Origin of the sequence: Propionivibrio limicola, from assembly GCF_009469695.1 — a bacterium.
Classification (GTDB): domain Bacteria; phylum Pseudomonadota; class Gammaproteobacteria; order Burkholderiales; family Rhodocyclaceae; genus Propionivibrio; species Propionivibrio limicola.
This window is the reverse complement of record NZ_SSSR01000002.1, coordinates 111,944-132,253: the sequence shown is the minus strand read 5'-3', so window position 1 is coordinate 132,253 and position 20,310 is coordinate 111,944. Positions and strand designations below refer to the sequence as shown.

Sequence of the window (20,310 nt, the reverse complement as noted above, 5' to 3'; positions counted from 1 at the left end):
CCCAAGGAAAAAAACAACATATTTGCCTGATTCTTTACAAATTCCCCGTACTAACCCCTTCCCACCGCCCCAGCGAAGTGCAAGAATCGCGACGGAGTACCAGTACGACTCTCAACAAACAACATAGGAGAAACTATGAACAAGTCTGAACTGATCGACGCCATTGCTGCTCGTACCGAACTTTCCAAGGCTGCTTCTGGAAAGGCTCTCGATGCCGTTGTCGAAGCCATCGTTGAAGCAGTCTCTGCTGGTGACACTGTCAGCCTCGTGGGCTTCGGATCCTTCAAGTCCGCCCCGCGCGCAGCCCGCGAAGGCAAGAACCCGAAGACCGGTGAAAAGATCAAGATCCCGGCAACCACCGTGCCGAAATTCTCGGCCGGCGCGACCTTCAAGACCACCGTTGCCGAAGCCACCAAGGGCAAAAAGAAAAAGTAAATCCCTCCCCTGTGCGATAAAAAAGGCTTGCCTGAAAAGCGAGCCTTTTTCCGTTTACCCGACGGTCAGTTACGTCTCTTTTGTTGAAATATTGATTTAGGGCTTGACACCCGCCATATTTCGCGTAAAATTTTGCGCTTCCCGCGTTCTTAGCTCAGTTGGTAGAGCGCTAGCCTTACAAGCTGGATGTCGGCGGTTCGATCCCGTCAGAACGCACCAGGATGCCCTGGTGGTGAAATTGGTAGACACGCTATCTTGAGGGGGTAGTGGCGTAAGCCGTGCGAGTTCGAGTCTCGCCCAGGGCACCATCCAAAGATTCAAAGAAGTTCGATAAAAGCCAGACAACCAAACGGGTTTTCTGGCTTTTTTTTGCGCCGTGTCTTTGCGCTAGCCAACCGCCTCCCACCGCAAATCCGACCAAAGCCCTACGAAGCGTGCATAATTTCGCGGTTAAAAACGCCAACCATTGCCCCGCAAAATGAATCTTGATTTGCAAAAGACCCTCTGGGCTGCCGCCGACAAGCTGCGCGCCAACATGGACGCTGCCGAATACAAGCACATCGTCCTCGGCCTGATCTTCCTCAAGTACATCTCCGACACCTTTCAGGCGCGCCGCGACGAACTGACGCGCCGCTTCGCCGACGAAAACGACGAGTTCTACCTGCCCGACGCCGAACTTCTGGCTGGCGAACTCGACGACCGCGACTACTACCTCTCGGAAAACGTCTTCTGGGTGCAGGAAGGCGCCCGCTGGGAAGCCTTGCGCAGTCACGCCAAGCAGCCGGACATCGGCAAGCGCATCGACGACGCGCTGGCACTGATCGAAGCCGAAAACCCCAAGCTCAAAGGCATCCTCGACAAACGCTATGCGCGGGCGCAGTTGCCCGACGGCAAGCTCGGCGAACTCGTCGACCTGATCTCCACCGTCGGCTTCGGTGCCGACGTCAGCGTCGCGCGCGACATCCTCGGGCAGGTCTACGAATACTTCCTTGGCCAGTTCGCCAGCGCCGAAGGCAAGAAAGGCGGGCAGTTCTACACGCCGGCCTCCATCGTGCAAACGCTGGTCGCCGTCCTCGCCCCGCACCACGGTCAGGTCTACGACCCCTGCTGCGGCTCCGGCGGCATGTTCGTCCAATCGGAAAAATTCATCGAAGCGCACGGCGGCAAGATTGGCGACGTGTCGATCTACGGTCAGGAATCCAACCCGACCACGTGGCGCCTCGCCGCGATGAACCTCGCCCTGCGCGGCATCGATTTCAACCTCGGCAAGGAACCGGCCGACACCTTCACGCGCAACCAGCATCCCGACCTGCGCGCCGACTTCGTCCTCGCCAACCCGCCGTTCAACATCAGCGACTGGTGGCACGGCAGTCTCGAAGGCGACCCGCGCTGGGCCTATGGCACGCCGCCCGCCGGCAACGCCAACTACGCCTGGCTGCAGCACATGCTCTACCACCTCAAGCCCACCGGCCGCGCCGGCATCGTGCTCGCCAACGGCTCGATGAGTTCCAGCCAGAACTCGGAAGGCGACATCCGCCGCGCCATGGTCGAGGCCGACGTCGTCGAATGCATGGTCGCCTTGCCCGGTCAGCTCTTCTTCAACACCCAGATCCCGGCCTGCCTGTGGTTCCTCGCCAGGCAGAAGACCACCCGCCGGGGCGAAGTGCTGTTCATCGACGCGCGCAAGCTCGGCCAGATGGTCAGTCGCGTGCAGCGCGAACTGAATGACGACAACATCGCCCGCATCGCCGACACCTACCATGCGTGGAAGGGCGACGGCGAAACAGCGACCGCCTACGCCGACATCCCCGGCTTCTGCCGGAGCGTGAAGCTCGAAGAAATCGCCGAACACGGCCATGTCCTCACCCCCGGCCGCTACGTCGGCGCCGAGGCCGTCGAAGAGGACGACGAAGCGTTTGCCGAAAAGATGCAAAAGCTCACCGAAAAACTCGGCGAGCAGATGGCCAAGGGCGCCGAACTCGACCAGTTGATCCGGCAGAAGCTGGGGGGGCTGGGGTATGAGTTCTGAGATGGAAACAGACGTTCTGATTGTGGATGAAGTCGTTGATGTCGATAGCGTCGACCTGCCTTTTGGCCGCCGCTATGGCCATCAGGTGGTATCCATCAGCGCCGAGCAGCTCGAAGCCTTGCATGCAGGCAAGTGTCTGGCCATCGACGCGCAAGGCGAGTATGTGGTTTTCATCAGGCTGACTTCAGACGAAGCACCGCAATCTCGCCATATCGCCAACGGCTCATCCCGTAGGTCGGGTTAGCGCAGCGTAACCCGACAAAACCCATGCGCTACCGACGCACAATGACCCCGGGCGGCACCTTCTTCTTCACCGTGGTGACCGAAGCCCGGCGTCCCGTTTTCACCAACGCTGAAACGGTTGCCCTCTTGCGCAGCGCCTTTCGCGCTGTTTGCCAATCGCGCCCTTTTCAGATTGACGCCATCGTGATCATGCCGGACCATCTGCATTGCATCTGGACCTTGCCGCCTGACGATGCCGATTTTTCTACCCGCTGGCGTCTTGTCAAAACCTCCTTTACCAAACGCTGCGACCCCGCCTTGCGCGTTGCCCCCAACGCCGCACGCATCGCGAAGCAGCAGCAGGCCGTTTGGCAACACCGCTATTGGGAGCACCAGATACGCGATGAAAACGACTACACAAGACATGTCGATTACATTCACTACAACCCGGTCAAGCACCGCCTCGCCAATTCGCCCATCGACTGGCCGTACTCCAGCTTTTCCCGCTTTGTCGAAGCGGGCCTCTACCCGCCCGATTGGGGCCAAAACGCCATGAACTTCCCCGGAATCGACCGTGAATAACCGCGCGCCCACCTTTGTAGGTCGGGCTAGCCCGCAGGGCGTAACCCGACAAATACCGGTTATGGGCGCAGATGTCGGGTTACGCTCCGCTAACCCGACCTACGAGGCTGATCCGGCAGAAGCTCGGGGGGCTGGGGTATGAGTTCTGAGTGGGTGACCTCTAGTTTGCTCGACCATTATGAGGTGCGGTCTGGGCTATCTAAGCCAGCAAAGGACTTTGGTTCGGGCTACCCGTTTTTGACATTCAAGGATGTCTTTTACAACTACTTCACGCCTGACTCATTAGGCGATTTTGTTCAGTCCACAGAGAAAGAAAGGGAAGGTTGCTCCATTTCGCGGGGGGATGTCTTCCTAACCCGGACCAGCGAAACGATGCATGAACTTGGAATGAGTTGTGTAGCGCTGCGCGACTACAAAGACGCTACGTTTAACGGTTTTTGTAAGCGACTCAGACCTAAGCCTGACAGTGATTTACTCCCAGAGTACGTGGGTTACTACCTGCGCAGCCCAAATTTTAGGCAAGCCATGTTGGCATTATCGACGATGTCGACAAGAGCCAGCCTGAATAACGAGATGATTGGAAGGTTAGAAATATCTTTCCCTCCTCGGAAAACTCAGACACGAATTTCTGAGATTTTGAAATCCCTCGACGACCGCATCGCTCTCCTGCGCGAAACCAACGCCACGCTCGAAGCCATCGCGCAGGCGCTGTTCAAGTCGTGGTTCGTCGATTTCGACCCCGTCCATGCCAAAGCGCGCGGCGAGACGCCCGAAGGCATGGACGACGCCACCGCCGCGCTGTTTCCGGACGGGTTCGAGGAATCGGAATTGGGGGCGGTGCCGAGGGGGTGGAGGTTGGTGCCATTTGGTGAGTTGCTGAGCCACACAATCGGCGGAGATTGGGGCGATGAAACGCCGAACGACAAGAACAATACGCAGGTCGCGATCATTCGCGGCACGGACATGCCCGATCTGCAAAGCGGCATGTCCGGTCGTGTGCCAGTTCGCTACACGTCGCAGAAAAAGCTGGCATCTCGCAAGCTGCAGGATGGTGATCTTGTTCTGGAGGTGTCTGGGGGCAGCAAGGATCAACCTACCGGCAGATCGCTGTATATGACTGATGGCCTGCTGGGGCAGTTCGATTGCCCGGTAGAGCCAGCCAGCTTCTGCCGACTGCTCCGGCCTGCCAGCCAAGAACTGGGAGTGCTTTTGTCCCAGCACATGACTTACATCTATGCGGATGGAAAGACATGGCAGTATCAGAACCAAAGCACGGGCATCGCCAATTTCCAGACCACGCATTTTCTGGGGACGGAACTGGTGACCGTGCCTACGGACGATGTTTTGAAGGTGTTCGCAGAAACGGTAAGGCTGATGATCGATCGTTCGCACCTAACCCAAATCGCTCAACTCACCACCCTCCGCGACACCCTGCTGCCCCGCCTGATCTCCGGCCAGTTGCGCCTGCCGGAGACCGAGGCGGCCATTGAGGGAGCGCTCTGATGTTCGATCTGCGTACCCTCGACGATATCGGCCAGCTCGCCGAAACGGACGAACTCGAATGCAAGCTGGCGCACGGTCAGGATGGCAAGGGCGAGGTGCCCAAGGATTTCTGGCCGACTTATTCGGCGATGGCGAACGCGCATGGCGGCGTTGTGCTGCTGGGCGTGCGCGAGAAAAGCGGTCGGTTCAGCATCGCCGGTCTGGAAAACCCGACCAAGGTGCGCGGCGACCTGTTCAACACGCTCAACAACAAGGCCAAGGTCAGCGCCAATCTATTGAGCGATGCCGATGTCGAGGAAGTCCGTCTCGACGGGAAATCCATTCTGGTCGTGCGTATCCCGCCGGCAACGCGCAAACAAAGGCCCGTATTCCTGAACGGTCAGCCGTTCGGCAACACCTACCGCCGGCTGCATGAAGGCGACCGACATTGCGACGAGGAGACGGTCAAGCGCCTGCTCGCCGAGCAGGTGGAAGACAGTCGCGATACCCGCATTCTCAAGGGCTTCGGCTTGCCGGATCTGGACAGGGAGAGCCTGCATGCCTATCGCCAGGCCTTTGCGGTGCAGCGCCCCGATCATCCTTGGGTGGCCGAATCCGATGAAGCATTTCTGCGCCTGATTGGCGGCTGGCGGCAATCGCGTGAGGCGGGGGAACAAAGCGAAGCGGGGCTGACGCTGGCGGGCTTGTTGATGTTTGGCAAGTGGCCGTCCATCGCGGAGGCGGCACCGCTGTACTTCCTCGATTATCAGGAGTTGCCGGCGGATACATCGCAAACGCGCTGGCTCGATCGGGTCGTGCCGGACGGCTCATGGTCCGGCAACCTCTATGACTTTTACCGGCGGGTCATCCGCAAGCTGACGGCCGATCTGAAGGTGCCTTTTGTGCTCAAGGGCGATACGCGCATTGACGATACGCCCCTGCATCAGGCGCTACGCGAGGCGTTGGTGAACACGCTGATTCACGCCGATTACTCGGATCGCGCGTCGGTGCTGGTGGTCAAGCAGCCTGCCGGTTTCGTGTTCCGCAATCCCGGCCTGATGCGCGTGCCCGCGCAGACGGCGCTGCACGGTGGCGCCAGCGACTGTCGCAACCGCACGCTGCACCAGATGTTCCTGCTCATCAATCTGGGCGAGCGGGCGGGGTCTGGTGTTCCGAAGATCCGCGCGGGATGGGAAGCCTCCGGGCATGTGCTGCGGCTTTCGGATGCTTATGAGCCGTTCGATCAGACCCGACTCGAAATGCTGTGGGGGCCAACTTCTGGCAGCGCGCCGGGAGAAACGCCGGGAGAAACGCCGGGAGAAACGCCGGGAGAAACGCCGGGAGAAACGCTAAAAATGCCCGAACGGATTTTGGCGGCATTGCGTGCATCGCCACAGGCCACTCTGCCGGAACTGGCCGCCGCGCTCGGCAAGTCGGAAAGCGCGATCGAACGCGCTGTCCGGAAGCTGCGCGAACAAGGGCACCTGCAACGCATCGGCCCCAACAAGGGCGGGTATTGGGAGGTGAAAGAGTGACCGAAGACCAACTCGAACAAGACGCCTTGAGCTGGCTGGTGGAAACCGGCTACCGGCACGTTAGTGGCTACGACATCGCCCCCGACTCGGCTGATCCGTGGCGCGAGAACTTCCAGCAGGTGCTGTTGCTGGCGCGCTTGCGCGAGGCGGTCGCCCGGCTGAATCCGTCGATTCCGCTCGCCGCCCGCGAGGACGCGGTAAAGCAGGTCGCCGACCTCGGCATACCCGCGCTGCTGACCGCCAACCAGCAATTCCACCGCTTGCTGGTCAACGGCGTGCCGGTCGAGTACCAGAAAGAGGGGGAAACGCGGGGTGACTTCGTGCGCTTGATCGACTGGGCGGACGTGACGGCCAACGACTGGCTGGCCGTTAACCAGTTTTCGATCAAGGGGCCGAAGCATACGCGCCGGCCGGACATCGTCCTGTTCGTGAACGGTCTGCCGCTCGTCGTGCTCGAACTCAAAAACCCCGCCGATGAAAACGCCGACATCTGGAAAGCCTATGACCAGATCCAGACGTACAAGGAGCAGATTCCCGACCTTTTCCTGTACAACGAGATCCTCGTCGTTTCCGATGGCACCGAGGCGCGCCTGGGGTCGCTCTCGGCCAACTCCGAACGCTTCATGCAGTGGCGCACCATCGACGGCGTGACGCTCGATCCGCTTGGCAAGTTCGACGAACTGGAAACGATGGTGCGCGGCGTGCTTGCGCCGCCGATGTTGCTCGACTATCTGCGCTTCTTCGTGCTGTTCGAGGACGACGGCGGCCTCGTCAAGAAGATCGCAGGCTACCACCAGTTCCACGCGGTACGGGCGGCGATCCAGCAGGTGGTCGAGGCCTCCCGCCCCGGCGGCTCGCAGAAGGGCGGCGTCGTCTGGCACACGCAGGGCAGCGGCAAAAGCATCACGATGACCTGCTTTGCCGCCCGCGTCATGCGCGAAGCGGCGATGGAGAACCCGACCATCGTCGTCATCACCGACCGCAACGACCTCGACGGGCAGCTTTTCGGCGTCTTCTCGCTCTCGCAGGACCTGTTGCGCGAACAGCCAGTGCAAGCCGAAACGCGCGGCGATTTACGGGCGAAACTCGCCAACCGTCCCTCGGGCGGCATCGTCTTCGCCACGATCCAGAAATTCATGCCGGGCGAGGATGAAGACACTTTCCCGGTGCTGTCCGACCGGCACAACATCGTGGTCATTGCCGACGAAGCGCACCGCACGCAATACGGCTTCGAGGCGAAGCTCAAGACCTTCAAGCCCAAGGTGAGTGCCAATGACGCGCATAGCCTGATGGCCGCCGAGCCGAGCGCAACCTACCAGGTCGGCTATGCCCAGCACCTGCGCGACGCGCTGCCGAATGCCACCTTCGTCGCCTTCACCGGCACGCCGGTTTCCTCGGCCGACCGCGACACCCGCGCCGTCTTCGGCGACTACATCCACGTCTACGACATGCAGCAGGCGCGGGAAGACGGCGCGACGGTGGCGATCTACTACGAGTCGCGTCTCGCCAAACTTGGCCTGAAGGAAGAGGAACTGCCGCACGTCGACGCGGAAGTCGACGAACTCGCCGAGGATGAAGAGGAGAATGAACAATCGCGGCTCAAGAGCCGCTGGGCGGCGCTCGAACAGATCGTCGGCGCTGCACCACGTATCCAGCAGGTCGCCGCCGATCTCGTCGCCCACTACGCGGCCCGCTGCGACGCCATGCCCGGTAAGGCGATGGTCGTCGCCATGAGCCGCGAGATTTGCGTGCATCTCTACAACGAGATCGTCAGACTGCGCCCTGACTGGCACGACGCCGATCCGGAACAGGGCGCCATCAAGATCGTGATGACCGGCTCGGCCAGCGACAAGGCGCTGCTGCGCCCGCACATCACCAGCAAGCCGATCAAAAAACGGCTGGAAAAACGCTTCAAAGACCCGGCTGACCCGCTCAGGATCGTCATCGTGCGCGACATGTGGCTCACCGGCTTCGACGCGCCTTGCGTGCACACCCTGTACGTCGACAAGCCGATGAAGGGGCACAACCTGATGCAGGCCATCGCCCGCGTCAATCGCGTCTTCAAGGACAAGGAAGGCGGCCTCGTTGTCGACTATATCGGCATCGCCAACGACCTGAAACAGGCGCTCAGGGAATACACCGCCAGCAACGGGCGGGGCCGCCCGACCGTCGATGCTCGCGAAGCCTATGCCATCCTCGAAGAAAAACTCGACATCCTGCGCGGCCTGCTGCACGGCTTCGATTACGGCGATTACCTGAGCGCCGGCCACAAACTCCTCGCCAAGGCCGCCAACCATGTGCTCGGCCTCAAGGACGGCAAGAAACGCTTCGCCGATACGGCGCTGGCCATGAGCAAGGCGTTCACGCTGTGCTGCACGCTCGACGACGCCAAGGCCGTGCGCGAGGAAGTCGCTTTCTTCCAGGCGATCAAGGTGCTGCTCACCAAGCGCGACCTGACCGCGAAAAAACGTACCGACGAAGAACGTGAACTTGCCATCCGCCAGATCATCGGCTCGGCCGTGGTTTCGGAAGACGTTGTCGACATCTTCGACGCCGTCGGTCTCGACAAGCCAAACATCGGCATCCTCGACGAAGAATTCCTCGCCGAAATCCGCCACCTGCCGGAGCGCAATCTGGCCGTCGAACTGCTCGAACGCCTGCTCGAAGGCGAGATCAAGACGCGCTTTGCCAGTAACGTCATGCAGGAGAAGAAATTCAGCGAACTGCTCGCCAACGTGATGAAGCGCTACCAGAACCGCAGCATCGAAACGGCGCAGGTCATGGAAGAGCTGTGCGACATGGCGAAGAAGTTCAAGGCAGCGGCCGAGCGCGGCGAACAACTCGGCCTCAACGACGACGAACTCGCCTTTTACGACGCGCTGGCGGCCAACGAAGCCTCGGTCAAGGAACTTGGCGACGCGACACTCGCCAAAATCGCCCACGAACTGACCGAAAACCTGCGCCAGAACCTTTCCGTCGACTGGTCACAGCGCGAAAGCGTGCGCGCCAAATTGCGCCTCATGGTCAAGCGCATCCTGCGTAAGTACAAGTACCCGCCGGACCAGCAGGAAGAAGCGGTGAACGTGGTGCTGCAGCAGGCCGAAGCGCTCGGGGAGGCGTGGGGATGAGGCAACGTTGGCTTGCTGGACAGGACAGCAAACCGGCAACCATCAAGATTGGTTTTGACAAAGAGGGACAGGGCGCCTTGGGCGCCCTTCCAGAAAACTACGCTTTCAAGAATCCCAGCAACTTCTGCGCAGCGGCCCCCGGTGTTGTCTGCCCTTCCGCCACCTGACGCGACAATTTTGGCAAGTTGGCATGCACATCCGGGTGGCTTTTGAAGAAATAGTGCAAACCGGACTCGATCAGGCTCCACATCCAATCGAGCGATTGTTTGCGGCGCTTGCTCTCAAGCTCGCCGGTACGCGTCATGACTTCACGGTAGCTCTCGACCTCTTTCCAGAAATCGGCAATGCCTTCGTGCTTCAACGCACTGACACCGACAACCGGAGGACGCCAGTTGGGTGATGTCGGGCGCAACATGTGCAGCGCCTGCTTCCACTGCGCCCGTGAAACGGCGGCGGCCTGCGGATCGATATCAACCTTGTTGATCGCAACGAGGTCGGCAATCTCCACGATACCCTTCTTGATCGCCTGCAGGTCATCGCCGGCATTCGGCAACTGCACCAGCGTAAAAATATCGACCATGCCGGCAACGGTCGTTTCGCTCTGACCGACACCCACCGTTTCTACGATGATGACATCGTAACCAGCCGCCTCGCAGGCGAGCATGGCTTCGCGCGTTTTCTCGGCCACGCCGCCAAGCGAACCGGCTGACGGACTGGGACGAATGAACGCTTCCACACGCTGACACAACGACTCCATGCGTGTTTTATCGCCCAGAATTGAACCTCCGGACACCGAGGAGGAAGGATCGACGGCCAACACCGCCAATTTATGGCCGCGATCGATCAGCCAGTTGCCAAGGGCTTCAATGAAGGTCGACTTGCCCGCCCCCGGCACACCGGATATACCAACGCGGATCGCGTTCCCCGTATGAGGCAGCAACGCCGCCAATACCTTTTGCGCCCGTTGCTGGTGATCCGCACGGGTTGATTCGATCAGCGTGATCGTCTTCGCGAGCGCACGCCGCTGCTTGGCGAGGACACCATCGATCAGTTCGTGATCGGCAGGGCTGAGCGCATCTGCGGACGTATTGCTCGCATCCATAGACATCTCTCTAACAAAGACAATGGAAAATTAACCAGCCCGTTATCCGGACTGAACGTGAATAACAGCGAAAACAGCTTTAAGTTCAACAGAGGCAACAAAAGGTCGCCGTCCAAGAAAATTCGCCGCACCTGCTTGCGCACGGTGCGGCGAATTGAGACCTACAACAGCCAGCCCGGATTAGGCTTTAACGGCCTTGTTGATTTCTTCCAGAACTTTGCGAGCGGAATCTTCGATACGGGTACCCGGACCGAAAACAGCCTTGGCACCAGCCGCGTACAGCGCGTCGTAGTCCTGCGCCGGGATGACGCCGCCAGCGAAGACGATGATATCGTTCGCGCCCTGGGCCTTCAGCGACTCGATCAGTTGCGGCACCAGCGTCTTGTGACCGGCAGCGAGCGACGAGCAGCCGATGGCGTGCACGTCGTTCTCGATCGCCTGACGGGCAGCCTCTTCCGGCGTCTGGAAGAGCGGGCCAACGTCGATGTCGAAGCCGAGGTCGGCGTAGGCGGTCGCCACGACCTTGGCGCCACGATCGTGACCGTCCTGACCCAACTTGGCGATCATGATGCGCGGACGACGGCCATTTTCGGCGGCGAACTTCTCGACGTCAGCCTTGATGCTTTCCCAAGTTTCGATTCCTTGCACAACGCCTCCATAAACGCCGGAAATGGTCTGGTTGTTGGCGCGGAAGCGGCCAAAGACCTTTTCCAGCGCGTCGGAAACTTCACCAACGGTAGCGCGCAGACGCATGGCCTTGACGGTGAAGTCGAGCAGGTTGCCTTCGCCGGTTTCGGCACACTTGGTCAGCGCGTCGAGAGCGGCCTGAACAGCCGCGCTGTCGCGAGTGGCGCGGATCTGCTTGATGCGGGCGACCTGCGATTCACGCACGGCCACATTGTCGATATCGAGAATATCGAGATCGGCTTCCTTGGCCAGCTTGTACTTGTTGACGCCAACGATGACCTTCTTGCCGGAGTCGATCTGGGCTTGCGTTTCGGCCGCGCACTTCTCGACTTCCATCTTGGCCCAGCCGGATTCGACGGCCTTGACCATGCCGCCCATCTTGTCGATTTCCTGGATGATGGCCCATGCCTTGTCGGCCATGTCCTGGGTCAGCTTTTCCATCATGTAGGAACCGGCCCACGGATCGACGACGTTACAGATCTTGGTTTCTTCCTGAATGATGATCTGCGTGTTACGGGCGATACGTGCCGAGAACTCGGTCGGCAGCGCAATGGCTTCGTCGAGCGCGTTGGTATGCAGCGACTGGGTGCCGCCGAAAACAGCGGCCATGGCTTCGATCGTGGTACGGATCACGTTGTTGTACGGATCCTGCTCGGTCAGCGACCAGCCGGAGGTCTGGCTGTGCGTGCGCAGCATCATCGACTTCGGGCTCTTGGCGCCGAATTCGCTCATGATGCGATGCCACAGCATACGGCCGGCACGCATCTTGGCGATTTCGAGATAGAAGTTCATGCCGACGGCCCAGAAGAACGACAGGCGACCGGCAAAAGCGTCAACGTCGAGGCCCGATTCGATACCGGTGCGGACGTATTCCTTACCGTCGGCCAGCGTGAAGGCCAGTTCGATGGCCTGGTTCGCGCCCGCTTCGGAGATGTGGTAGCCAGAGATCGAGATCGAGTTGAACTTCGGCATGTGTTGCGCGGTGTACCCGAAGATGTCCGAGATGATCTTCATCGACGGCTTCGGCGGGTAGATGTACGTGTTACGAACCATGAACTCCTTGAGGATGTCGTTCTGGATCGTGCCGGACAGTTGGTCCTGCTTCACGCCCTGTTCTTCGGCGGCAACGATGTAGCCGGCCAGAACCGGCAACACGGCGCCGTTCATGGTCATCGAAACGGAAATCTTGTCGAGCGGGATGCCGTCGAACAGGATCTTCATGTCTTCGACGGAATCGATCGCCACGCCGGCCTTGCCGACGTCGCCAACGACGCGAGGATTGTCCGAGTCATAGCCACGGTGCGTTGCGAGGTCAAACGCCACCGAAACGCCCTGACCGCCAGCAGCCAGCGCCTTGCGATAGAAGGCATTGGATTCTTCAGCGGTGGAGAAACCGGCGTACTGGCGAATCGTCCATGGACGCACGGCGTACATGGTCGCCTGCGGGCCGCGGATGTAAGGCGGCAAGCCTGGAAGCGTGTCGATATTGGACAGATCCTTGACGTCCTGCTTGGTGTAAAGGGGCTTGACGACGATACCTTCCGACGTAACCCAGTTCAGGGCGTCGACGTCACCGCCAGGAGCGGATTTGGATGCGGCTTTTTTCCAGGCGTCCAGATTGGAGGAATCAGGAAACGCAGGGCTATTCTCGTTGGACATAGACGATTACCTTTCAGGAATATGGAACTTGTTCGGAACTTTATTTGAGCTTCCCAATCGAAAACCGTCAGACTGAACCAACTGACGCACCAGTTTTCGTTCGGAGTTTCAGAGCAGGCGCGCAAAAACCGCCTTGACACCAGCCGACAATGCTACTTTAACCGCGACACCAAGGCAAGAAAGGCAACGCTTTGCCGCCGGGTAGAAAGCAGCCAGCCATCCTTGTTTGCGCGGTTTCGCCACACCCCACTCAGCCCCGGATTCGACGTTTGGATCGGCATCGTCCAGGCGGAAGATTCGGCATCAGCTCCCGTTCTTCCGCAGAAGAATGCGCCGCCTGTTCTTTGGATGCCCGAGCAACTCCCAAAGGTCATCAAAAAAATGATTGTCCATGACAAAACGTTTGAGCATAATAATTGGCTATCATCGACGACCGGGATATGGCGATGCTTCCTCCGAATGTCATCAACGACCGCGTTTACGTATTGCAAACGCGCTGGGGCAACTACGTTTCACACGGATCGTTCGAGCATTTCATCGAATTCACGGTCGCCGTCAATAGCCTGGCCGAGCACTTCAGCCGCATGCGGCTCCCCGGACTGGTCCGCCTCTGCGAGGGATTGGAAAACGCAGCGCTGACCCATCTTGGCTGCGCGGAAACCCATCCCATCGACGCGCAGGACATCGTCGCTTTACAACGTCAGGTCGACACGCTGCTTGGTGCTGTCGCCACCTCACGGCTGACGACCCACGAACGCCGTACCGAAGAGCAAACGACAGAAAAGCGAGAGATCGACTGGATCCGGCCACGCCACATCAAAATCGTTGTCACCCCGGAAAAGGGGAAAATGGCCAGCGCGCTTTGCCGGCAAATTGATTTCTTCGGATTCCAGACACAAAAACACGCCTGGGATGAAAATCCGACCGGCGACACGCATCCCTTGGCCGTCCTCTTCATTCCGTCCACCACCGCCCCGGACCTGAAGACGCAGCATGCCTGCATCGCCGCCATGCGGTCGCACCATCCGGCAAGCCAGTTGATCTACCTCGACGCACCACAGGATATCGAAACCATCGTCACCCTGATGCGTTCCGGCATCGATCTGACGGTACCGATGGAGGACGGTTGTTCGCGCGTGCTCAACTGCGTGCTCGACCTCGTGCAAAGCCATGAGCAGGAAAAATACCGCGTTCTTCTTGTCGAGGACTCCCGCGTTGCCGTCGCCCTGATCCAGCGCACGTTGTCCGAACACGGCATCGACAGCCATGCCATCCGCAATCCGGGCACGCTGCTCGAAGAGTTGCAATCCTATCGCCCCGACCTGATCCTGATGGACATGCACATGCCGCGTTTCAACGGCGTCGAGGCAACTCGCGTGCTGCGCCAGATGGCGGCCTACACAGCGCTACCGATCGTTTATCTCTCCGGCGAATCGGACATTGGGCGACAGGTCGAAGCACTGCGTCTGGGCGGCGACCAGTTCCTGAGCAAGCCTTTCAACCCGGTGCTGCTGGCCGCCGTCGTCAAGACCAAGATCGAGCGCTTCCGCGAAACGCAACGCTCCTCCCGCCTCGACGGGCTGACCGGCCTGCTCAACCACACAGCGGCCAAATCCCGGCTCAAGACGATGCTGGCCGCCCTGACACCGGCGCATTCGCTGACGGTTGCGATGATCGACATCGACCACTTCAAGTCGATCAACGACACCTACGGCCACCCGGTCGGCGATCAGGTCATTCGCGGACTGGCCTGGTTGCTGAAGGGACGACTGCGGGCTACCGACCTGATCGGTCGTTACGGCGGTGAGGAATTCATCCTCGCCTTGCCGGACATTTCCCCCGATCAGGCGCTGAACGTCATCGACCGCATCCGCGCCGATTTCGCCTCGCTGCCGCACGCCCACGCAAGCGGTGCGCTCAACGCAACATTCAGCGCCGGCATCGCCTCCTTCCCGATGTTCGACACGGCGCAAGCACTGACCGAAGCGGCCGACTTTGCGCTGCTGAACGCCAAACGGAGCGGCCGCAACCGCGTCGAGGCCGCCGATTGTTCCGTCAAGAACGACAACTGTTTCACCTTGCTGCAGAAGATTTGAGGCGTTTTGTCCGTTCAGGCCCGGCCTGAGAACGCGCCAGTCGCAGTCCGTTGAAGACGACCAGCAAACTCGCCCCGACGTCGGCGAAGACCGCCATCCACAGGGTCGCCACGCCGCCCGCCGCAAGCGCCAGAAAGACGGCCTTGATGCCGAGCGCCAGAACGATGTTCTGCGCGAGGACACGGCACGTCTGCTGACTCAGACCGATGAACTCGGCCACCTTGCGCAAGTCATCGTCCATGATCGCCACATCCGCCGTTTCCAAGGCGGTCGCCGTCCCGGCCGCGCCCATGGCAATCCCGATATCGGCCCGCGCCAGCGCCGGCGCGTCGTTGATGCCATCCCCGACCATGCCGACAAAACCGTAGCGGGCATGCAGCTCAGCCACGGCAGCGTGCTTATCTTCCGGCAATAGCCCGGCCCGGATGTCGTCGATCCCGAGCGGGCGGGCGATCGACTTCCCGACCACCTCGTTGTCACCGGTCAATACCACCGGATGAACCCCCTGCGCCTTGAGCGCGGCAACGGCCTCGGCACTTTCGGCCCGTACCGTATCGGCGACGGCGAAAAGAACCTCATCCCCGACAGCAGAAGCAAGAACGGCCACCGTATTCCCGCTGGCTTGCAACGATTCCACTGCCGACAACAACACCGCCACCTGATTGCCAAGCTGCCAACGCACGCCGTCGATGTACCCCGCAACGCCACGCCCGGGCACAACTTCGAAGCGCTCGACGGGAAGCAGTTCATCCCCACCCGCCTGAAGCCGCCATCCGGCCAGAATGGCCTGCGCCACCGGATGCGTGCTGTGATCGGCCAGACTCGCGGCGATACGTAGCGCATCACGACGGGTCAATGAATCGACGGCGTTTCCCGACAACACGACATCGACCAGTACCGGCGCCCCCTTCGTCAGCGTGCCGGTCTTGTCGAACGCCACCGCTTTCATCAGCCGCCCGCTTTCAAGGAAAACGCCGCCCTTGATGAGAATGCCGCGCCGTGCGGCCGCCGCCAGTCCGCTCACCACCGTCACGGGCGTGGACACGACAAGCGCGCAGGGGCAAGCGATGACCAGCATGACGAGCGCCTGATAGAACCACTCCCGCCAACTCCCCCCGGACACCCAGGGGCCGAGGACGGCCACCGCGATCGCCAGCAACACGACGGCCGGCGTATAGAAATGAGCGAACCGGTCGACGAAGCGCTGGGTCGGCGCCCGCTGCGCCTGCGCCTCCTGAATGGCGGCGGCAATGCGCGCCAGGGTGCTGTGCCCGACGTCGGCCAGAACTGTCGCCTCGCCGCTGCCATCGACAATGAGACAGCCGGCATAGACCGTTTCGCCGGCGATTTTCTCGACCGGGACGCTTTCGCCGGTCACCGGCGACTGATCGAGCACGACATGGCCGCTGTCGACGCGAGCGTCGAGCGGCACGCGAGCGCCGGCGCGCAGACGGATGCGTGCGCCGACCGCAACATCGGAGATCGGACGCACCTGCCACCTCCCATCGACGACCACCTCCGCCGTTTCCGGCGCCATCGCCGTCAGCGACTTGATCGCGGCCCGGGCGCGATCAAGCGCCAGTCCTTCGATCGCTTCGGCCACGGCGAAGAGGAACAAGACCATCGCCGCCTCCGGCCAGCGGCCAATAATCAGCGCCCCGGCCACAGCCAGCGTCATCAGGAAGTAAATGTTCAACGTGAAATGACGCAGGGCGATCCAGCCTTTGCGAACGGTCGGCAGGCCGGTGCAGAGAATCGAGAAGGCAGCCAGGGCGATCACCGGCCAGGCCGTTTCCTCGCCGAAGACCCACGCCCACGCTTCGGCCGCCGTAGCCGCCGCCCCGCTCAAAGCCAGCAACAGCTTTTGCCGCCCGGCAAGCGTTGGCAGGGGCGGTGGTGCCGACACACCATCGAGCACGCGCGGTGCCATGCCGATCGACAGCAGCGCGTCGACAACCGGCTGCACCTCGTCAAGCCGGTGCAAGACCGTCAGTTCCCGGTCAAGCAAATTGAAGTCGAGACGAACGATTCCCGGCATCGACGCCAGCCGCCCGCGAATCAGCCGTTCTTCGGTCGGGCAATCCATGTTGTCGATGCGGCAGCGCCAACGCCGCGCGTCGGCGGGTAGCGGCTTATCCAACTTATCCGGCCCACCATCAGCGGAATCGCCGGGGGGCGACGGTTGCGAACTACAGCGGCTGCCACAACAGCAGGATGAAGGCGAATCTTTAGATGAATCCGTATCGTGCGCACGCATGGTCTTTCCTCCGGAACCGATGCCATCATTAGACAGTCTGTAGCCACTACAGAGTCAATAGACGACAAACATCCCGTTCAGGAATCAACCATGAGAATTGGCGAATTGGCCCGCCGCACCGAATGCGACATCGAAACCATCCGCTTTTACGAGCGCAAGGCGTTGCTCGACCGACCGGCACGCGAGCCGAACGGCTACCGGACGTACGACGAGGCGCACTTGCGGCGCCTGAGTTTCATCCGCCATTGCCGCTCGCTCGGCATGGGGCTGCCGGATATCCGTTTGCTGTGCGCGTACCAGCAAACGCCGGAACAAGGCTGCGACCGCGTCAACCGCCTGATCGACGAGCACATCGTCCGCATCCACCAGCAGATCGAAACGCTGCACCGACTGGAGGAACAACTGCACGCGCTGCGCAATACCTGCAGTGGCGCCGAACAAAGCACGGCCGACTGCGCCATCTTGCGCAACCTGCAGCACGCCCCGCACGGCGGCACCTGCATTTGTCACAGCAACCCGTGCCCGGCCCGGCCGGAAAACTGAAGAGCGCGCTACCTTACTCCCTCAAGCAGCACACAGGCCCACACCGCGGCCACATTGACCAGCGCGATCAACACCGCAGCACTACCGATATCCTTGGCGCGCTTGGACAGATGATGCCGGTCGAGCGAGACGCGATCGACCGCCGCTTCGATGGCGGAATTGAGCAATTCGACGATCAGCACGAGCAACACGCTGGCGATCATCAGCGCCCGTCCGCCCCAACTGACCGGCAGCCAGAACGCCGCCGGAATCAGAATCACCGCCAGCCACACTTCCTGGCGAAACGCGTCCTCGCAGGTGAAGGCGGCGCGCAAACCGGCCAGCGAGTAATTGAAGGCATTCCACACCCGGCGCAAGCCGGTCTTGCCTTTGAAGGGACTTTCCTCGGACACACTTTTCTCCTCGCCAGACGCGACAGGCCGGCAAGTATAACGACGAACGGATTTAACGGAGCGGAACAGCCGGCCACCAAGCCGGCTTTCCCCTACAACGGCGACAGTTTGAAGTCGCGCACGCGCCGATCCAGATGGGCGGAAAGAATCTGGCGATAAAGGCCTGCCATGCGGGCGGCCAGCGCGTCGCTCGACCACTCGCGCGCATAGTCGCGGGCCTCGCTGGAGAGACGCTGGTGCAACGCGGAATCGCGCAAGAGGCGGGTGAGCGCCAGCGAGAAGGCGTAAGGATTGTCGTCCGGCACCAGCGCGCCGCGCTGCGCACCGAGGATGTCGGCCGTCCCCATTTCGGCCAGCGCCACGACCGGCAGGCCGCACGCCATCGCTTCGAGCAGCACCAGCCCCTGCGTCTCCGTGCGCGAGGCGAAAACGAAGGCATCGGCAGCCGCATAGCACGCCGGCAGTTCGGTTTGGCGATCGAGATAGCCGATGAAGGAAACGCTTTGCTGCAGCCCGCGCTCGACGACCGAGCGCTGCAGATGCGGCAAGGCCGGTCCTTCGCCGGCGATGACGAGCAGCATTTCCGGCACCGACTCGCGCATCAGGTCGGCAACGTCGAGCAGGAAATCGATGTTTTTCTCGTGCGCCACGCGCCCGACGTAAAGCGCCACCGGCCGCTCAGGCGCGATGTGGTGACGGGCGCGGAACGACGCGCGGGCATCCGGAGCCGCCTCGCCGATCGAAACGCCGGTCGGCAGAATGTGCATCGGCGTCGCCACGTAATACTCGGCCAGCCGTTCCCAGATCGCTTTCGACGGAACGATCACCGCGTCGAGTTCATTACACTGGCGGCGGGAAAAATTGCGCGCCAACCCGCGCAGCCATGAGGCCGGAACAAACTTCGCGTAATGGGCCAGATACTCTTCGAACAGCGTGTGGTAGGTGGCGATCACCGGCACATCGTAGCGTTTGGCAGCAGCAGTCCCGGCGTAATGGGCGGCGAACGGCGTTTGCACGTGAATGAGATCGCAGCCGGATTTGACCACTTCTTCAACCGCCCGATGCATCGCCCCCCAACGAACCAGCCTGTCTTCCGGATCAAACGGCACGCGCCGCCCCGGCACGCGGGCAATCCAATCCTCGTGACACTCGGTACCGTAATCCGGCGCAATCAGGCGGACCTCGACGCCCTGCGCACGCAGCGACTCGCGATACGTCCGGATGGCCGTCGACACACCATTGATCCGTGGGAAGTAAACATCGGAAACCATTGCAACCCGCATCAAACCAACTCCTCTTGAGAAACTTTCGCATTCGTGGCGATCGGAAACTCGACCGCCGGCACAGGTATTTCTTCCGGCACACTATCCCCGGCATTCCCACCCCACGTAATCAGTTCGAGCGTCCCATCCCAATGTTCGACGATCGCCGTACAGCTATCGACCCAGTCGCCGCAATTGACGTAGGCCAGGCCGTCCGCCTCGCGGATGACGGCGCTGTGGATGTGGCCGCAGATGATGCCGTCCAGCCCGCGCTGACGCGCCGCGTGCAGGGCGGTGTTCTCGAAATCGAAAATGAACTGCAGCGCCTTCTTGACGCGACGCTTGGCGTAGCCGGCGAGCGACCAGTAGCAATGCATCCCGAGACGGCGGCGGACGAAGGACACCAGCGCATTGAGCCGCACCAGCACGTCGTACATGACGTCACCGAACAGGGCGATCCACTTGTGGTGGCGCGTCACCTGATCGAATTCGTCGCCGTGCACGAGCAGGAAGCGGCGGCCGTCGGCGAGCGTGTGCGTGTGTTCGCCCATCACGGCGATGTCGCCGAAGGTAATGCCGAGATAATCGCGCAGCGCTTCGTCGTGGTTGCCCGGAATGAACACGACGCGCTCGCCACGCCGCGCCCGCCGGAGAATCTTCTGCACGACGGTGTTCTGGCCCGGCGTCCACACGATGTTGCGGCGCATCGCCCAGAAATCGACGATGTCGCCGATCAGGAAAACGTTATCCGCCGAGTAGGAGCGCAGGAATTCAAGCAGGCGATCGGCCTGGCAGGCGCGCGTACCCAGGTGGATATCGGAAAGAAAGATTGAACGTACGGTAGGCATGGCGCCCATCTTGTCCGCCGACTGTTACGCGCCGATTTCGTGATGATTTCG

The 20,310-nt window shown here is 61.0% G+C and carries 15 protein-coding genes and 2 tRNA genes; 11 read left to right on the top strand and 6 right to left on the bottom strand.

Translation table 11 applies throughout. The annotated features are described in order from the left end of the window. Positions 1–135: 135 nt before the first annotated feature. From GH659_RS02585 to GH659_RS02545, 9 genes are all read left to right on the top strand, one after another. A complete protein-coding gene (locus GH659_RS02585; RefSeq protein ID WP_153109189.1) occupies positions 136–435 on the top strand; it encodes an HU family DNA-binding protein in 300 nt (99 codons plus the stop codon). Between the two features lie 143 nt (positions 436–578). After that, positions 579–654: transfer RNA gene (locus tag GH659_RS02580), tRNA-Val, on the top strand. Positions 655–658: 4 nt separating this feature from the next. Then, a tRNA-Leu gene (locus tag GH659_RS02575) sits at positions 659–743 on the top strand. A 182-nt stretch (positions 744–925) separates the two neighbouring features. Continuing rightward, the gene (locus GH659_RS02570; RefSeq protein ID WP_246167659.1) at positions 926–2,464 is read left to right on the top strand and encodes a class I SAM-dependent DNA methyltransferase; all 1,539 of its coding nucleotides are present in this window, start codon (positions 926–928) and stop codon (positions 2,462–2,464) included. A gap of 1 nt (position 2,465) precedes the next feature. Continuing rightward, positions 2,466–2,708: a hypothetical protein gene (locus GH659_RS02565; RefSeq protein ID WP_153109187.1), complete on the top strand. Its 243-nt coding sequence runs from the start codon at positions 2,466–2,468 to the stop codon at positions 2,706–2,708. A gap of 23 nt (positions 2,709–2,731) precedes the next feature. Beyond that, complete coding sequence (locus GH659_RS02560) at positions 2,732–3,268, top strand: REP-associated tyrosine transposase (protein WP_153109186.1); 537 nt, start codon at positions 2,732–2,734, stop codon at positions 3,266–3,268. A 138-nt stretch (positions 3,269–3,406) separates the two neighbouring features. Further along, on the top strand, positions 3,407–4,771 hold the full coding sequence (locus GH659_RS02555; RefSeq protein ID WP_153109185.1) for a restriction endonuclease subunit S: 1,365 nt from the start codon (positions 3,407–3,409) through the stop codon (positions 4,769–4,771). Then, the gene (locus tag GH659_RS02550) at positions 4,771–6,285 is read left to right on the top strand and encodes an RNA-binding domain-containing protein (protein ID WP_153109184.1); all 1,515 of its coding nucleotides are present in this window, start codon (positions 4,771–4,773) and stop codon (positions 6,283–6,285) included. Before GH659_RS02555 ends, GH659_RS02550 begins: the two co-directional genes overlap by 1 nt. Continuing rightward, positions 6,282–9,413 (top strand): type I restriction endonuclease subunit R, encoded by a 3,132-nt coding sequence (locus GH659_RS02545; RefSeq protein WP_153109183.1) that lies wholly within the window; start codon positions 6,282–6,284, stop codon positions 9,411–9,413. The genes GH659_RS02550 and GH659_RS02545 overlap by 4 nt, the downstream gene beginning before the upstream one ends. A 97-nt stretch (positions 9,414–9,510) precedes the next feature. On the opposite strand, the gene meaB is transcribed toward GH659_RS02545, so the two are convergent. Both meaB and scpA read right to left on the bottom strand, forming a co-directional pair. Further along, positions 9,511–10,521 carry a methylmalonyl Co-A mutase-associated GTPase MeaB gene (meaB, locus tag GH659_RS02540; protein WP_425499974.1) on the bottom strand — a complete coding sequence of 337 codons (1,011 nt, stop codon included), beginning with the start codon at positions 10,519–10,521 and terminating at the stop codon, positions 9,511–9,513. Positions 10,522–10,695: 174 nt separating this feature from the next. Next, entirely contained in the window at positions 10,696–12,861 is a 2,166-nt protein-coding gene (gene scpA, locus GH659_RS02535) for a methylmalonyl-CoA mutase (protein WP_153109181.1), read from the bottom strand. 446 nt (positions 12,862–13,307) lie between these two features. Here scpA and GH659_RS02530 point away from each other — a divergent pair, with 446 nt between their 5' ends. Next, on the top strand, positions 13,308–14,957 hold the full coding sequence (locus tag GH659_RS02530) for a diguanylate cyclase (RefSeq protein WP_246167657.1): 1,650 nt from the start codon (positions 13,308–13,310) through the stop codon (positions 14,955–14,957). Here GH659_RS02530 and GH659_RS02525 read toward each other — a convergent pair. Beyond that, positions 14,935–17,097 carry a heavy metal translocating P-type ATPase gene (locus tag GH659_RS02525; RefSeq protein WP_246167655.1) on the bottom strand — a complete coding sequence of 721 codons (2,163 nt, stop codon included), beginning with the start codon at positions 17,095–17,097 and terminating at the stop codon, positions 14,935–14,937. The two genes, GH659_RS02530 and GH659_RS02525, sit on opposite strands and share 23 nt — an antisense overlap. Positions 17,098–17,304: 207 nt before the next feature. Between GH659_RS02525 and cadR the strand changes: the two genes are divergently transcribed. Then, positions 17,305–17,757: a Cd(II)/Pb(II)-responsive transcriptional regulator gene (cadR, locus tag GH659_RS02520; protein WP_153109179.1), complete on the top strand. Its 453-nt coding sequence runs from the start codon at positions 17,305–17,307 to the stop codon at positions 17,755–17,757. Between the two features lie 8 nt (positions 17,758–17,765). Here the strand turns inward: cadR and GH659_RS02515 are convergent, their stop codons facing one another. The 3 genes from GH659_RS02515 to GH659_RS02505 all read right to left on the bottom strand — a co-directional run bounded on the left by GH659_RS02515 (position 17,766) and on the right by GH659_RS02505 (position 20,259). Beyond that, positions 17,766–18,149, bottom strand: coding sequence for a diacylglycerol kinase (locus GH659_RS02515; RefSeq protein WP_153109178.1), 384 nt, complete (start codon positions 18,147–18,149; stop codon positions 17,766–17,768). A gap of 92 nt (positions 18,150–18,241) precedes the next feature. Continuing rightward, positions 18,242–19,432, bottom strand: a complete 1,191-nt coding sequence (locus GH659_RS02510) for a glycosyltransferase (RefSeq protein WP_211364079.1) — start codon at positions 19,430–19,432, stop codon at positions 18,242–18,244. Continuing rightward, complete coding sequence (locus GH659_RS02505) at positions 19,432–20,259, bottom strand: UDP-2,3-diacylglucosamine diphosphatase (protein ID WP_153109176.1); 828 nt, start codon at positions 20,257–20,259, stop codon at positions 19,432–19,434. Before GH659_RS02505 ends, GH659_RS02510 begins: the two co-directional genes overlap by 1 nt. Positions 20,260–20,310: the final 51 nt, after the last annotated feature.